The following is a 16,768-nucleotide window of genomic DNA, read 5'->3' on the forward strand; positions in this document are numbered from 1 at the left end:
AAACAGTCTATTGCTTACTGAAAATTAAAGAACTACCCTTCTAGTTCTATTTGTATATTTTCCCAATCTATCATTAGCTTATCTAGTTCTTTTTTCTTGTTTTCATAAGCAGCAAAAAAAGAAGTGTCTTTCGATAATTTTTCGTAGTTTTCGGCTAATGCAAGATCCTCTTTTTGTATTTTTTTTTCTAATTCTTGAATTTGGCTTTCTATTTTCGACAGTTTATTTTGTAACGCTTTTTTTGCTTTTTGCTCTTCGTAGCTCAGATTTTTAGTTTGGGTATTGAAACTTGAATCGGGTTTGATTTCATCTTTTTTCTCGACTTCACGGAAATTATCTACGTTGCGTTGTTCTAAAAAGAAATTGATATCGCCTAAATACTCTTTAATTTTTTGATCTTTGAACTCATACACGGTATTGGCCATTCCTTGTAAAAAATCACGATCGTGAGAAACTAACAACAATGTTCCTTCAAACTTTTGTAAAGCTGCTTTTAACACGTTTTTAGACTTAATATCTAAATGATTGGTGGGTTCGTCCATCACTAACACATTAAAAGGCTGTAGCAATAGCTTACACAATGCTAAGCGATTTCTTTCTCCCCCTGAAAGTATTTTTACTTTTTTTTCTACATCATCACCCCGAAATAAAAAAGCACCTAGCATGTCGCGTACCTTGGAACGATTCGAGTCTGTAGCAGCATCAATCATTGTATCTAAAAGAGTTTTTTCACCGTCTAAGTACTCTGCTTGATTTTGGGCAAAATAGCCTAATTGTACATTATGTCCTAATTTAATGATTCCTTCATAAGGGAATTCATTGACAATTGCTTTTATAAAAGTGGATTTTCCTTGTCCATTTTGTCCAACAAAAGCAATCTTACTTCCGCGTTCTATATTTAAAGAAATATCTTTTAGAATTGTTTTTTCGCCGTATGCTTTTGTAACCTTATCTGCTTCTACAACTACACGGCCAGGAACTACCGAAATAGGGAATGAAATACTCATAACAGAATTATCATCTTCATCTACTTCAATAACCTCCATTTTATCCAACTTTTTGATAAGAGATTGAGCCATGGATGCTTTAGTGGCTTTGGCACGGAATTTTTCAATTAATTTTTCTGTTTCTTCTACTTTTTTGAGTTGGTTTTTTTGGGTTTGCAACTGTTTTTCACGAATTTCTTCTCTAAGTTCTAAATACTGTGTATATGGCTTATTATAATCGTATATTTTTCCTAGTGAAATTTCTATGGTTCTATTGGTTACATTATCTAAAAACATTTTATCATGCGATACAATAACTACTACTCCTGGAAAAGTTTTTAGAAAATTTTCTAACCAGATAATGCTTTCTATATCCAAGTGATTAGTAGGTTCGTCTAATAATAAAATATCATTCGTTTGCAATAATAATTTAGCCAATTCGATACGCATACGCCAACCTCCAGAAAAGGTATCTGTTTGGCTATTAAAATCTTCTCTTTTAAAACCAAGTCCTAATAAAACTCTTTCTGCTTGGCCTACATAGCTGTATCCTCCTAGTATTTCATAGCGGTGTTGTAAATCGCTTAATTTTTCTATTAGCTCTACATACAATTCACTTTCATAATCAGTACGAGTAATTAATTCTTGATTAATTCTATCTATTTCAAATTCTGTTCTTTTAATATCTTCAAAAGCCATATAGGCTTCTTCAAGTACCGTTCTTCCTTTCACAAAATCAATATCTTGGCGCAAGAAACCTATTTGTACGTCTTTTTCTGTTGCTATATCTCCAGAATCAGGTTTAAAATCCCCTGAAAGAATTTTTAACAGAGTAGACTTTCCTGCTCCATTTTTTCCTACTAATCCAACGCGATCCCCCGCGCCTAGTCTAAAAGTTACTTCTTCAAACAAAAAAGTTCCTCCAAAAGAAATTGATAAATTGTGAATATTTAGCATAAAATGTTAATTAAATTATATATTCAAAAGCGTAAAAAAAACTACCTTTGATAAAAAAATTTTTGCAAATGTTAAAAAAAGGATTGAAAATCAATAGCATTTTAACAGGAAGTTGTCCTAAATGTCAACAAGAAAGCATGTATAAATCAAGCAACCTGTTTAACCCAAAGTATACAATAAAAATGAATGAACATTGTTCACACTGTGGATTGCAGTACTCAATGGAACCTTCATTTTTTTATGGTTCCATGTATGTTAGTTACGCTCTAGGTGTTGCATTTGGCGTAGCTGCATTTATCATTTGTTACGTATTTATAAAAACGAGTCTAAAAACAGCTTTTATAGGCATTAGTTTAACTCTTATTCTTTTTATGCCTATTATTATGAGGCTTTCTAGGAACATCTGGATTAGTTTCTTTGTTTCTTATGATAAAAATTGGCAATTAAATTCCAAAAAGTAATCATTTATGAAGCTGTCCAAAAAGACCACAATTTAGCATTGAAATGATAAACTAAATATTAGGTGATTCCTTTTCGGACAGCTCCTTTTCTTAAAATATATACTTATATCCCAATCCAAAGGTATTAAAATTGTATTTAGACTGAAAATTAATATCAGCCGAAACTTTTAAGTAACTGTTTTTCATTACCTTATAATGAGTATTTACTCTAAAATTCATAAAATTATCTTCAAAGGAATCAAAATAATACGCTCCTGAAGTATATAATTTAAATTTAGAATAATCATCTCCAAAATTAGTTTCTATACCTGCCCCTCCAAAGTATCTATTCCTAATTAGGTAAACAGGAGCTACTCTTACTCTTTCATCAATATTTGCAAACTGACATAACCCTTCTAAGTACGGAACTACTTTCCATTTTTTTTCTTTATTTGAAGCTGTTTTTATTCTAGAGCTTAAGGTAAAATTAAGATTTGAAGGACTAGGATAATAATCTGTTACGAAGTAGGTATCTAGCTCTAAAAATTCAAAATATCTGTTATAGGCTGCATTCCATTGTAATTGATATATATTTTCGCGGTAAGCCTCCCAAAAATTAGCAGGGGCATAGTCTAAATTTGTACTTAAATTGTACTTCTTGGTTATTATATTAATTCCTCCTTTTGCATTGTAATACAACTTACCACTCCAATCTTTTTCTAAACCTAATCCGTAGGTATAAAAAAACTTATTGATCTGGTCAGACTGTTTTCTTTTAAACTCGTAGGCAAATTCTAATATGGTAGCTAAATTATTAGTTGTTTGATCTGTACCACTATACAACTCTTTATGTTTAACAAAAAAATCATGTGAATTTTTTTGCTTATCAAAATGACCGTATTTTATATAGTTTTGAAAATTGGTCTTTTTATTTACAAAATAGCTCAAAGTAGAGTTTGCATCTAGATAATCTCCATACAAATCTTTTAATTTTATTTGAATTTTTTCTTTGTTGATGGCTGTAAAAATAGTGGGGTATTTACGAATCAATTCTTCCTGTGTTTCTATATCAAAATAAAGAATTTGTTGATTTAGGTGTTCTTTTATTTCTTCAAATATTTTTTGATCTTTTATTTGTAATAATACACCACATGCTTCATCATACTTCCCTAGTACTTCATATATCTGAAACATTCTTTGTTTCATAGCTTCATCATTTGGATTTTGGCTTATATATTTACGATAATACTGTTCAAGTTCTACATACTGCCTTAGTTCAAACATCCATGACAAACGAGTATCTGGACTTATTAAGGATGTAAACTCTGACCAATTAATAGCATTTTGGTAATCTTCATTTTCATTAACGTAACTCCAGCTAATATCTGAGACTAAATTTTCATTAAAATGAGTAGTAGCTGGATCTAGTGTATTCAAATATTTAAAAGCTTCTTCTTTTGCGTATACAAGAGCATGATAAACATACGCTTCTTGGTTTTCGCAATTAGGTTCTAACTGAAATATTTTAAATAATACTTTTTTAATTTCATCATAATCCTCTGATGCAGAAATAATAGATAAATATTCTTTCAATACAGATAATTTTTCGTTATTCCATTGATACTGATTGCATATCCATTTTGTATGTAATTCTTCAGACGAATACCCTAGTATATTTGACAATTCAAAAGAATAATTAATATTGTGTTTAGAGGGGTACTTATCACAATGTTTTTCTAATAGCCCCCAAACTTCGTCACCTTTACCCTCCCAAGACATATAGGTAGCATATTTATTCCAGATAGCATAATTAATTTTAGGTTGACTCATCATTAAGGCCAACAAATGTCTTTTTTCTTCTTCTAGTTTTTTATAATAATCTTCTACGCCTAATTTACCTGAAAGAAAAAGGCCTCTGTTTTTTTCAAACAGTTTATATTCTTCCCATACTTTATCATAAATAAGATCCTCATCTATTGTTTTTTTCTCAAGCGTAAACGACAATCTATTACTAGATTTGAGAGAAACTAATTTACCTCCCATAAAATCTGTTATACTATATTTTTTGGATTGGCGAGCTAATTCTTCTTTATTCTTCTGTGTTAATTCATCAAAATAAACCCCCCAAGTATTCCCTTCTTCTGTAAATAAATTTGTTTCTTCTTGAACTGTATAACTTTCTTCTTTAGCTATATGTTTATAATTAGCCCCTCTCCATTTCATTACTATGGGGGCTGCATTTTTTACTGTATAAAACTCACTTTGCGGATAAATTTCTTTAAACTCTGTCAAAAAATCATCAAAAGTGCTGTATAATGTTTTTTTTCCTTTTTTCCAATTTAATCCTAAATCGTTTCTTAATTCATAATGATATTTTTTCTTTTTCTTTTCTTTAGCATTCCCAATCTGAAAAACGTCGTCTGGATGGACGAAATGAGTCCAGACACCAGTGTACAAATAGGTAGAAAAAATATTATAATACTTTTCATCATTAAAATAAAAACCACTCGATATCCTTGGATAATCAAATAAATCTTTGTGAAAGGGTTCAAAATCAAATTCTCTGTCTCCTCCTTCTTTTTTATCACCTAAATACAAACTTGCAAAATATTTTAAAGAAGGCATTCCTTTTTTTAACTGAACTATCCCATAAGGATCTATATAATTAGAAGGGGGTACATAGCTCACTGGAAAATCTCCAAAATTATTAACTAACCATTTTTTCTTAGTTGCCTTCAAGGAAAAAAATATTTCTTCTGGATTTTCCCATTCTTCTTTTAATAACGAAACGTGATTATAACCATGAAATCCTAACTCATGATTGTCTTTAAGTAAATCATGGGTTAAAAAGTTAGAGGTTCCCTTTTGGGTTTTCCCTGTTCCTTGCATTTTTGCAAAATCCCATTGTTTAAAAGAAAAGGGAGCCCTTCTGATATCATCATAATCAAAAGCAAGTAATGCAGTATATTTAATATTATACTTTTGAGCTATTTTTTTCATATCAGGCCACCATTTTTTATACACAAACTCATTCATTGTTAAATTGTACTCGGTCTTAATAGGCTCTAATTTCACATCATATAACGGCGAAGGGAAATCATCTAAAAAGATTGTACTTGTATTAGCCAATGGATAGGGTATTCCAGACAACCCTCTTAATAGAAACGTAAAAAGTAGTCCTCTATCTCTTTTTTCAAATATTTTAGACGAGTTACAACAAATTACTTTCCCAAATCCTATATTATTTTCTAATAATAAAGGCATAGTCATTTGATTATCTGACCAAATATTGATCCTTAGATCTTTTTTGAAATTAGATTTAGCAAAGGCAAAATGTTTGGTATCGCTATACAAATTAATTTCTCTTTTACCTGATAAAGGAATCGTATTTAGGCACATTCCCTTAGAGGTAATATCATAACTCAAATCCGAATCATAACGCATTCCCCAAAAAAAGATAAAGCGTTGATCTTCTCCTATATTGGGAAAAATTAGAGTTCCTCCTTTACTAACAAATTTCAACAAAACAGGTATGGTTTGATTATTCAGCCTTTTTGTATCATTAATAACTAATATTCTAGCCGAACTTTCGATTTTTAACTGTTCGTTAAATCTATCTATTATTTTAAAGTTAAAAGGAATTTTTGTATAATCACATAACTTTCGAAAATGTTCGTAATAAGACATAGACAAATCGTCCTTAGAATCTAGTATATATTCTACAACGGGTCTTTTACTCAGACTTGAAGATTCATACGGTGATAAGAAATCTTGTTGTTGCTTATTTCTTAAGTAATCATTTTTTAATCTATAAAGAGAATCTATACTATTACAGTTAAACAATGTTAAAGAAAATAAACAATACACCAAAATTTTAAAAGACCATATTGGAAATTTTACTTGAAAACGGTTTATTAATAATTTCATATACCTCTAATTGATTACTATCAAATATTTTTTTAATATTTCTGTTCCTCTTTTTTAAACGTTTAAACCTATCTAATAATTCAGCATTTAATTCTTCATATTCAGAAGTAGTGTATTTAAAAACGAAAATACTTGAGGGTAAAATAAATTCTGGATGCTTAATTAAAAATTTATTTCTTTTTATATTCTTAGCATAAATAGAATCTACTTTAAGGTAATGGGGGGCAAGAAAATCTTTATAAGGTATAAAATAACGTCTTCCACTACTTAGATTAAAGTATTCATCTTTATTTACTACCGCATAGGTTCTATCTAAATAACCTCTCAAAATCATTTCGTTTACTGCTAGAATATTTTGATGTAACTTTTCCGTCTCATTCATGGGTAAAAACAAAACATTCTTTTCTAAGTAAACAAAAATAGAGATAGAAAAAAGTACAACAAAACCTCCTTTGTATATAGGGTATCTTTTCTTTGAAAACATTTTAAGAAAATCTGACACAATTGCTATATTTATCCCCATCAATATGGGTATAAAAACAGATAAAACTTTAAATAATACGTCTTTATCTATCCATTCGTTATCTACTTGAGTCAACAAATAAACAGCTGTTACAAATAGAAAAACCAAAACTTTTTTCCGCCATCCTCTTTTTAAAAAAATAGCTGATAATAAGTTAAGTATAAATCCTATTATAAATATAATCTGATAATAAAACATTAACCTATCTATTTCAATTCTTATAAAAGGGTTTGAAAAGGACAATTGTACATCAATTAAGGTTCTTCTCAGAATATCATTAAAACTTTCTTGGTGAATAAGCAAGAAAGAGGAATAAACGGATACAACGATAATCAAGGAAAGAACATACATTTGGAACACTACCGATGATTTGTTTTTTTTAAAATACACGATTACTAGAAAGATCACCAAAAAGGGCAATAGGAAAAGAAATGCATATAAGTCTAATAATCCTATTGCTATAAAGGCTAGTAAAAACTTGAAATATTGTTCTTTCCTTGTATAAGGCAACATCCTTAGTTTGGTCATATAGATTACTAATGGTAGAATCAATGTAAATGCCAGCAAAAGAGAACAACTTTGATAAAAATTTGTAATATCCGATGGAAGGAATGTAAATCCTAAAATATAATATACGGTTACAAATATTGGTATAATAATCATTGATTTAGTTATTTTTTGAATAAACCAAAAAACAACGATTGTCATTGATAATAATTGAAAAATAGAGTATACATAAATACTTATTTCTAAGGAAGAGTTTGTTATATGAGAAAGAAAGCTCACAAAAGCATAAACCGCTTCTGGGTTAACTTCTTCTGTAAACCATCTATTGTTGTCTTTTGCTTTTATTCTTTCAAGTGTATCAAACCAATTACTTGAAAAAAGATAATGGTCAAACTTTATAAAATAAAAGGAAATAACACAAATAGAAAATAATAGAAATAGTAGAGAAGAAATAATATACACATTTTTTCTTTCTATCTTTAAGTGGGCATTTGAAAAAATAACTTTCCAATTAAATTCTTTATTCTCTACTTTTTTTAATACCAAAAGGAGACGTTTTTTAAACTTACTAACAATAATACTTGGCAATTTTATAGGATTTACGATCCTTAAATAATCACATAATCCAACGACTACAAGTAAGCCTGTAACAACTAAACCATCATATATTTCTAAATTAATGGTTATAAATAAAATAACAATGAGTAAACTTAAATACTCAAAATATTTTCGAATAATGCAGTCTAATAAAAAATTAAAATCACGACGCAACAACACGTATTTACGAGTTGTAAACAAAATGATTAAAACAATAACTAAAATTTTTAGTATTCCTACCCCTATAGCTGTGTAAACATTCATACTAATCCTTTATTTTTTGCAAAGATATTTCTGATATACTGTAAGTTATATTTTCTGATTTAATTCTTTTTCTGATTTTTTTGATTTGACTTTCATCAACGGCATATTCCAGCAGTAGTGGTTTAATTTTGTATTTGTTTATTGCTTTTTTTAAGTTCCCTAAACGTTCTGAAAAACTTTCACTATTTCTTATTAAATATCGTTTTTCTTGAAAATCATAATCGGTGTATACCGATTCTACTAAAACATAATCAATTTGATTATGTAATACTTTTACCAAATCTAGTCCTGCATTTTGAACTAAAACTTTATTAGGATATTCTCTTCTAATATCTCCTATAAATGCTACTAAATTATTCTGTAAATTGTACTGTACGCCATGTTCCGTATAGTTATCTATATTGTCTAAAAAAAGACCATCGTAGCCCATATAAAAAATATTTTGTATACGGCTTTTTAAAACCTTTTGAATTTTTGATGAACCAATATCTAGATAATAACTATTCCAATCTGTATTTTTTTCACTAACAGCGCTTTTAAGTAATTTATAATCCTTAGCTCCTTCATTAATTTCTCCAAGGCTTATATAAGCTATTACCTTTTTATTATTCCTTCTTAAATACGAAACTTCATTGTATGTAAAATGGGCTGACTCTACAATTAATAGATCATAACCGGAAACTTTTGTTATATCAAATTTCCCATAACAAACTAAAAATTTAGTTTTTGAATGAGAATTAAAAGAAAAACAAAGAAATAACATTATAAGTTTAAAATGACGCATAATAATAATAATCCATTTTTTTAAAAAATTTATACAAGTGATATGATGTAAATAACATAAAGAACAAATTCCCTACTAAAAAACCTACAACACTAAGGTCGTAAGAGAAAAATCTACTAAAAAATAATCCAAAGACTAAATTAATCACAAAAGAATACAAAATACTCTTAAGAGGGATTTGTGGTTGTCCTAAGGTAAAAAAATGTAAAACATTTAAAACCGAACATGAAAAGAAAAAATATCCCAAGGAACCTATTATACAAACCTGTCTATTAATACTATTTAATTTAATTTCAAAACAGGCATCATATCCATACGGTGAATATAATATAAATAATTCTATTATAAAAGCAAAACAACTTGTAAGTAGCAATAATAAAAAATTCCCTAAATAACTCTCTACAAACCCTTTTCCATAATTTTGTATACTGTCAAGAGTTACCTCTGATTGCAATCTATCTAGTAATTTTGCAAACCTAACTATTCCGAATTCAAAAACACCAGCAACCAAAAGATACATAAGCAATGCTATATCCATTCCTATTTCATAATCTTTTTCAAAGAAAATAAAATACAAAAAACGTTCCTTTTCATGTACCGACCAAGCAATGATTCGATCTAAAAAAACATATAAAAAAAATAGCATTCCATAAAAAAAATACATATAATTATTATAGATAATAAACTCGTTTTTTACATCTTTTGTTGTATAACTGGGGTCAAAAGCGTTATTTTTTTTAAAAAATCGAATTAAATATACCCATAAAATTAGAACTACAAAACCTAAACCTATCCAATGAGTAAAATAAATATACAAAGGAGTAAAAACTTTTAGTGCCAAAGAAAAAGCAGAACCTAGTATAATAACAACAGGAATTATGATTCGTTCTTTAAAAACATATAAAGGAGCTATCATCAATAACATAGAACCTATAAAAATAGAGTATATCCCACTTAAAATTGCCATTTGAAATGCAAAAAATTCTAATAAAAAAGACAATAAAACAAATATAGCATTTACAAAAAACAAGAGTTTAAATCCCGTTTTCATGAGATATACAGTGGTTTGAAAAACCATTTTATTGTTTTTATGATTCCAATAAAAAGATATTTGCTTACTAATAACAGTTACAACACCTCCTGTAAGAACTAAACTGGTTATAACCCCTATTACCACAGAAGTAGATTGTAAAATATTAAAATCTGAATATACCCATAAGGAATAGCCAAAAAAAACAACACAAAATACTTGAAAGAAAATAGGTAAAACATAAAATATACCTACCAAATAATCTTTGAAAAAATATTTAAGATCTTCCTTTGTTAGATTTATTGATACACGATCCTTTTTTTCAACTACAATCTTATCCTTATATCTTTCTAATATTTTCCCATATACTACTTGTGAAAGGTTCGCTATTGTTGAAAAACCATAATCATTCTGAACGTCTATCTCTCGAATCCCGAAGGATTCAATTATTGCTTGTGTTACATTAACACTCATAGGTTTTCCTACTCGTTTTTGAACTAAAAAAACGAGTTGTTCTACTTTATCATTTTCTAATTCCTCATTCATCATTTTCTCATTTCTAATAATTCTTCGTATATTTCTTCATACTGATTGATAAACTTATCTATAGTAAAGAATTCCTCTACTCTTTTTCTACAAGCTATCTTCATACTTTCTCTTAAAGTATGATCTTGCAATAATTTTAGAACAGCTCGTCCAATATCATCTGGATCTTTAGGCTTACATAATATTCCACATTCTTCGTTTAAGGCCTCTGCTACCCCCCCTACATCCGTAGAGACAACAGGTATACCACAACTCATAGATTCTATAATTGTATAGGGAAATCCTTCTGAAATAGAAGTTAAAATAGAAATATCTCCTTCACAAAATACCACTTCAGGTCTGGGGTTAGGCCCTAAAAAGAAAAAATTTTGTTGAAGTCCTAATTCTTCTATTAACTTTAAACATTTTGAAGTATATTCTGGAACTGCGTCATTTTCACCATGTACTCTATATTGCACGTTTGGCAACACATTAGCTACGACTCTACAAGATTTTATCATAGTTAAAATATCCTTTAGCTCAAAAATACGGGCCATAGCCACTACTGTTGGAATCCCTTTAAATTCAGTTGGTTTTTCAAGAGGTTTAAAACGCAAATGATCAATTCCATTATAAACCACTCTTAATTTGCTTTGTTCAGCACCATACATCAATTCCCATTTAAAATTAAACTTATTAACAGACATGATAATATCTGATTGGTGATAAGAAGCTCTTGCTGAACATTCTGACAAACGAATTAAAAAATCTTTTAAGAAGTATGAACTCTCCGATTGGCTAATAGCTAAAATTCTTTCCCGTATATAAACACCATGCTCTGTTAATAAAATAGGGGTTCCATAAAGATTTTTTTGTATTATGGCAGGTAAAACTATAAAACTAGAAATAGTTAAATGAATAATATCTGTTTTTGGAAAATCAATAGAAATAGGTAATAAAAAATGATAAATCCAACGCATTGCATAGGTCAAATCCAAAAGAGAAATTTCTTTTATCCCATAATGTTCCGTATAAAAAAGGATTTCTTCTTTAAAAATGTCCCATATTTTTTCATTTTTAAAAACAAGTTTATAATCATTCTCCTGAAAAAAATACCACATTCCAATAAAAACATCTATCAACTCATCTGCATCAATGTGTTCTGAGTAAATACAGCCCAACAGTCTTTTAAAGAGAGGCATAAATTTTGTCTCAAGATCTTCTAAAAAAAGAGTTTCTTTTTTTAAAATAAAGTCATAATATGTATCATCAAATCGAATAACTTCTTTAGGTTCTAAAGCATACCAAATAGGTACCTGAACAACATCTAAAATTGAGTCATTTAATGAATATTTAGGCTTAGTTTCGTAGAATGCATTTACAGAATAAATCTTAAAATTAAATTTATTGATTTTATTACACAGTATATGCGCCCAAGTTGACACACCTCCTCCATGAAAAGGATAAGTCCCCTCCAAAGCCATAAGGATACTTGATTTGGACATAAAAAGTTTAGTTTGTTTTTCAGACTATGAAAGTAATTTTTTTTTATGAAATCTTTCTGTAGAAATATTTCTATCTAATTCTATACCATTTTCAAGAAAATTAAATAAATTATACGCTAACCAAGGGCCTAACATAACTCCTCTAGTCCCTAATCCGTTTAAGATATGCAATCTTTTATAAACGGAATGAGTTCCCAACAAAGGTCTTCTGTCTTTTACGGTCGGTCTGACCCCCGCAAAATGCTCAACAACTTCAAAATCACAATCAATTAATTCTCTTAAGTCATTGATCAATTCCATTTTTCCTTCTTCAGTAGGAATATCTGTCTTATCCTTCCAATTATAAGTAGCTCCTATCTTAAACAAGGAGTTCCCTATTGGCAAGATAAAAATGCTAGATTTTAAAACCACATCTAATTTTAGATTGGGGGCTTTAATTATTAATAATTCTCCTTTTGTTCCATCTAAAGGAAGATCATTAAAAAAAGGATTATTTACCAATCCATACCCTTCTGCAAAAATTATATTTTTATAAAAATCGCCTTTATAAAGTATAGATTCGTCTAAAAATTCAATAGAATTATATTCAAATCGTTCGTTTATAAAACTATTTTCCTCTTTTAAGCGATTAATATACGCATCTATTAAGAGAGCAATTTCAACATAGCCTGTATACAAAACCTCTCCAAAACCATAATCAGAAGCAATTGATTCATATTTTTTATGAATAATTTTTGGAGAAAGGAAAGGAGATAAATTCGTTTTATCACACGCTTGAAACCAGTTGTTCTGCTCTTCAATAGAAGCAAATTTTCTAAAAACAGGTATGGGAAATACAAAATTTGTTTTTAATTTAGCTTGAAGAGTCTCTAAAAAGGGCAAACTAAAATGAATTTGTTCCTTTGCTTTCCAAACTTCGCTAAATCTTTTTAGTATAACAGGATTATAAAGCCCCCCTGCAATCCTAGAAGAATTGGTAGAAAAATCATCTAAAACTCGTACTGACTTTCCATTGTTTTTTGCTATTTCAGCAAAACTAATACCTGCTATACCTGAACCAACAATTAAATAATCGATCATAGTACAAAGATAAAAACTCTTATTTCAAAAATACGTCTTTCGCATTTATATATTTAAATAATAAGTTCTATTTATTTAATACAACTATTACTTACTACTATTACAAAGTTAATGCTAATTTATTAATTAATTTAAAAATAAGCTTTTTTAAAACCCAGATTACGCATTAACCTTTGTGATGAAAATAAAAAAACAAAGAATATAAAATACCTAGAAATTTTTTACCGCAAATCTAGTTTTATAAATCTAAAATCATTTTTATCTATAATAAATTTCTACTCTGTAATCTGGATTTAAAACACATCATAGATTCTATAATACATAAAAAAACTCCTACCTTAACGGGTAGGAGTTTTTTTATGTAATTGGAGAAATTTATCATTAATAAGTCCACATATCTTGTTCAAAGTCACGGATTTTATCTCTTACTCTTTGTGCTTCTATTAATTGCATTAAAGAGTTATCCTTCATGTACTTAGATATATCTCGATCGTTATAAATATTTTCTTCTTTATAAATAACCGAATTAAATCTTCTCGAATTCAACAAATGATCAAAAGATATAGGCATAGAAGAATTTTTTTCGTTAAAAGCTTTCGCTTCGTGTAACACTCCTCTTGCATCTGGATAAAATATCCAAAATAAATCAATATAATCTTTTTCTTCTTCTGATTTACCCATAGTATAAACATCTGGTATTACTGGACAAATTCCTAAAATACGATAGCGTAAATCAGATTGTCTCTTATCGAAATACCATAATCCAACTATTTTATAATCAGAAACATCAATAGAAGCTAAATCGGTTTTATTTATATATTCGGAAGAAATAAACTTTGAAGCGGGAATTACTTTTGTTTCAACACCTACTTTTTTACGTTTTTTTCCAGTACCTTCATATACAGGAACCTCTACAGTTCTACTTTTATAAGCATTGATATCTGAATTCATCTCTTCACGACCTGCATCAGTGGTATCAATCTTAGTGAGCGAAGCATTAATATCTTTTAACGTTTTCTTTTCTCTAAAATAGCTATCACCATATACTTGAGTAATCTTGCCTGATTTTATTCCCTTTACTAATACATCATAAAGTGATCTACGATCAGAACCTATACTAATTGTATCAATTGGATAATACAAAGAAAAGTTAATACGCTCATCCAAGTCGATTATTTCCCATACTTTCTTAGACATCAAGATATCTCTATCATCTACATAACCATAATCTAAAGGTTTATCATTGTCCTTAGTTTGTTGAGCTGCAGATTTTAAACCTATTTCTTGCGGTTTTTTTGCATTCAACAAATTTGACTGAGCGAAAGTTGACATACTTCCACTAACAAAAAATGCTAATACTAAATTTCTCCAATTCATAATTTTCTATTTGAGGCGTTTAAAAATTAAACGAAATTTATGCAATTATTATTGTACTTCATAAGTACAAGATGACACACGTTTAGCAACTTGATCAATACCTGAGAAAGATGCTTTAATCTCAGAAATTACTACCACATCACCTCTTTGTGCTTTTTGAATAGCACCTTTTGCTCTAGCATCCATCTTGTTACCAGTAACTACTATTGTTGGTTGCCCTGGAACTTTTACATTGAACTGTGTAACACGTACATCTACTGGAAAATCAAAATCTTCCATTTCTGCAGTTACGGTACATACTTCTAAATTAGATTTAGATCCTTTTGCAGAAACTTCTCCACGAACTTTACCTGTAGGAGCTGGCAACCCTTTGATACGGAATTCTTTTTTATCAGAAACAACCTTTCCATCAGGTAACTTAGCGCTTACATTAATCATTAATGACGTTCCTGGTCCTGGCTTTAATATGTATTTACCATTTCCTGTTTTAGTCATACCTGGAGCTGAAGCATTCACATTATTATCTGCCACACCAGCAAAAGATATTGAAATTGGGTTTGGTACACCACGGTACACTACATTCATTTTATCTGCTGAAATTGTAGCCGAGTTTGGACGCGGAACAACCACGTATGTACCAGCAAATTTCAATGGAATTGTTTTACCATCCTCTAAGAATGTAAATTGACCATTAATATTTTGTTCACCTACTCCACCTGCTGTGGTTGAAATAACTGCTTGACCATTTTCTAAACGTCCAGGTCCTTGAAAAGATGTTGGTTTTGTATTTTCGTCATAACGACCTAAAACAACTTTACCTTTTACTTGTTCCCCTTGGAAGTATGCGTTTTTTTCCAACACTACGATTGCCTGATAATTACTATAAGAAGCAGCTTGTACTGCGGCTTTTCCTAAAGCAGCACTAATTACATCTGATTCCGCTTTTTTAGCGTCATTTTGCCAAGCTGACAACTTAGCTAAAGAAGCAATCGAAGGGAATCCCTTGAAATGATAATTCAAAAACTTATCTTTTGAACCATCTGTTTTCATTACATCTTTAGTATCAAATTTATTTAGAACTTCATTTAAAATATGAGCATATTTTTTCTCAGATCCTAATGCGCTTTTTAAATCCAATTTATATGTTTCAATAGCATCAACAACTGCTTTTCCTTTTGCAGTATAGTTTTCTCCTTGAAACCATGTTTCATCTAATTTATCACCTTTATCCATAGATTCATAAGGCAATTTTCCTTTTTCTAAAGTGATATCTTTTGTAATATCTGCCTTTATACCATCTATAAACGAATAAAATTTATTTGAAGCAGCTTCTACCTTATGTGCGGTTACTGCTGCCATTGCAAATTCTCCTTTAGCTTCAGCTGCTTTCTGATCAAGAGAAGCTAACATTTGCTGATTTGTAGATTTTGCTGACTGATTAGACCCTTCAAATCGTTCATTCATTAAACCAAATGCTGAAAGGACCTCTTTTGACATATTCATTGCCAACATAGCGACGAAAACCAAATACATAAGGTTCACCATCTTCTGTCTAGGACTTAAATTACCTCCTGCCATTCTTTTAGAATTTTTTAGTTATTAAATAATTATTTAGAAAAGACAAGAAGATTATCCTCTATTACTCATAGCTGACAACATACCTCCATACACGCTATTTAATGTAGCAATATTTGTTGTCATAGATTGCATTTGTTCTTTTAATTTAGCTGCATTTTCTGCAATTTCTTGATTTGCTTCAGCATTACGTGAAGCACTTTCTAATTGAGACTTGTATAAATTATTTAAAGATGCCATATTATTAGCAGCTGCTAACATTTCGTCTGCATATTTCTTTTGTCCAGCAATAGCATCTACAGTAGGTGCCATATTCTTAGCTGCTCCTTCGAAATTTTTGATACTGTTTCCTAAACTAGCCATTAATTCACCATCAATTTTTGCTTCTTTTAGCATAGCATCCAATTTTTGAGATAATAATCCTTGTGTTTCAACTGGTTCCTCTTTTTTAGCCTTTTTAGCAGTTGGTTGTCCCCCTGCTAATTCAGGATAAACCAAAGTCCAATCTAACTCTTGTGCTGGAGTTTCAAATGCAGACAAACCGAATATTAAAGCTTCTGTACCTAAACCAGCAATAAGCATAGCGCTTGCTCCTGGCCAGTGCATTAATTTAAATAAAGCTCCAACGATTACTACTGCCGCACCAAACCCGTATGCGAAGTTCATTACTCTAGGTGATAAAATTGCCATA

At 29.6% G+C, this 16,768-nt stretch carries 11 protein-coding genes; 1 reads left to right on the plus strand and 10 read right to left on the minus strand.

What is annotated here, in order from left to right:
* Window positions 1-32: 32 nt before the first annotated feature.
* Entirely contained in the window at window positions 33-1,943 is a 1,911-nt protein-coding gene (locus HUE53_RS04440) for an ABC-F family ATP-binding cassette domain-containing protein (protein ID WP_065213043.1), read from the minus strand.
* Window positions 1,944-2,011: 68 nt separating this feature from the next.
* Here HUE53_RS04440 and HUE53_RS04445 point away from each other — a divergent pair, with 68 nt between their 5' ends.
* Window positions 2,012-2,404, plus strand: coding sequence for a DUF983 domain-containing protein (locus HUE53_RS04445; protein ID WP_014166382.1), 393 nt, complete (start codon window positions 2,012-2,014; stop codon window positions 2,402-2,404).
* A 90-nt stretch (window positions 2,405-2,494) separates the two neighbouring features.
* Here HUE53_RS04445 and HUE53_RS04450 read toward each other — a convergent pair whose 3' ends face one another.
* The 9 genes from HUE53_RS04450 to porL form a co-directional block, all read right to left on the minus strand.
* On the minus strand, window positions 2,495-6,310 hold the full coding sequence (locus HUE53_RS04450) for a DUF2194 domain-containing protein (RefSeq protein ID WP_192188748.1): 3,816 nt from the start codon (window positions 6,308-6,310) through the stop codon (window positions 2,495-2,497).
* Window positions 6,258-8,201 (minus strand): hypothetical protein, encoded by a 1,944-nt coding sequence (locus HUE53_RS04455; protein WP_065213041.1) that lies wholly within the window; start codon window positions 8,199-8,201, stop codon window positions 6,258-6,260. The genes HUE53_RS04450 and HUE53_RS04455 overlap by 53 nt, the downstream gene beginning before the upstream one ends.
* Before the next feature lies 1 nt (window position 8,202).
* Entirely contained in the window at window positions 8,203-8,964 is a 762-nt protein-coding gene (locus HUE53_RS04460; protein ID WP_158649138.1) for an endo alpha-1,4 polygalactosaminidase, read from the minus strand.
* A 7-nt stretch (window positions 8,965-8,971) separates the two neighbouring features.
* A complete protein-coding gene (locus HUE53_RS04465; RefSeq protein ID WP_065213040.1) occupies window positions 8,972-10,561 on the minus strand; it encodes a hypothetical protein in 1,590 nt (529 codons plus the stop codon).
* Entirely contained in the window at window positions 10,561-12,045 is a 1,485-nt protein-coding gene (pelF, locus tag HUE53_RS04470; protein ID WP_225556178.1) for a GT4 family glycosyltransferase PelF, read from the minus strand. The genes HUE53_RS04465 and pelF overlap by 1 nt, the downstream gene beginning before the upstream one ends.
* 24 nt (window positions 12,046-12,069) lie before the next feature.
* Window positions 12,070-13,125 (minus strand): NAD(P)/FAD-dependent oxidoreductase, encoded by a 1,056-nt coding sequence (locus tag HUE53_RS04475; protein ID WP_097609345.1) that lies wholly within the window; start codon window positions 13,123-13,125, stop codon window positions 12,070-12,072.
* 381 nt (window positions 13,126-13,506) lie between these two features.
* Window positions 13,507-14,502, minus strand: a complete 996-nt coding sequence (gene porN / locus HUE53_RS04480; RefSeq protein ID WP_014166389.1) for a type IX secretion system ring subunit PorN/GldN — start codon at window positions 14,500-14,502, stop codon at window positions 13,507-13,509.
* A gap of 48 nt (window positions 14,503-14,550) precedes the next feature.
* Complete coding sequence (porM, locus tag HUE53_RS04485; protein WP_014166390.1) at window positions 14,551-16,080, minus strand: type IX secretion system motor protein PorM/GldM; 1,530 nt, start codon at window positions 16,078-16,080, stop codon at window positions 14,551-14,553.
* A gap of 51 nt (window positions 16,081-16,131) precedes the next feature.
* Window positions 16,132-16,767 carry a type IX secretion system motor protein PorL/GldL gene (porL, locus tag HUE53_RS04490; protein WP_014166391.1) on the minus strand — a complete coding sequence of 212 codons (636 nt, stop codon included), beginning with the start codon at window positions 16,765-16,767 and terminating at the stop codon, window positions 16,132-16,134.
* Window position 16,768: the final 1 nt, after the last annotated feature.

This window comes from Flavobacterium columnare (genome assembly GCF_014844295.1).
In the GTDB taxonomy this organism is placed as follows: domain Bacteria; phylum Bacteroidota; class Bacteroidia; order Flavobacteriales; family Flavobacteriaceae; genus Flavobacterium; species Flavobacterium columnare.

Coding starts and splice junctions, on each gene's coding strand:
- HUE53_RS04440 (WP_065213043.1), bottom strand. CDS start 1,943: ATGCTAAATATTCACAATTTATCAATTTCTTTTGGAGGAACTTTTTTG.
- HUE53_RS04445 (WP_014166382.1), top strand. CDS start 2,012: ATGTTAAAAAAAGGATTGAAAATCAATAGCATTTTAACAGGAAGTTGT.
- HUE53_RS04450 (WP_192188748.1), bottom strand. CDS start 6,310: ATGAAATTATTAATAAACCGTTTTCAAGTAAAATTTCCAATATGGTCT.
- HUE53_RS04455 (WP_065213041.1), bottom strand. CDS start 8,201: ATGAATGTTTACACAGCTATAGGGGTAGGAATACTAAAAATTTTAGTT.
- HUE53_RS04460 (WP_158649138.1), bottom strand. CDS start 8,964: ATGTTATTTCTTTGTTTTTCTTTTAATTCTCATTCAAAAACTAAATTT.
- HUE53_RS04465 (WP_065213040.1), bottom strand. CDS start 10,561: ATGAATGAGGAATTAGAAAATGATAAAGTAGAACAACTCGTTTTTTTA.
- pelF (WP_225556178.1), bottom strand. CDS start 12,045: ATGTCCAAATCAAGTATCCTTATGGCTTTGGAGGGGACTTATCCTTTT.
- HUE53_RS04475 (WP_097609345.1), bottom strand. CDS start 13,125: ATGATCGATTATTTAATTGTTGGTTCAGGTATAGCAGGTATTAGTTTT.
- porN (WP_014166389.1), bottom strand. CDS start 14,502: ATGAATTGGAGAAATTTAGTATTAGCATTTTTTGTTAGTGGAAGTATG.
- porM (WP_014166390.1), bottom strand. CDS start 16,080: ATGGCAGGAGGTAATTTAAGTCCTAGACAGAAGATGGTGAACCTTATG.
- porL (WP_014166391.1), bottom strand. CDS start 16,767: ATGGCAATTTTATCACCTAGAGTAATGAACTTCGCATACGGGTTTGGT.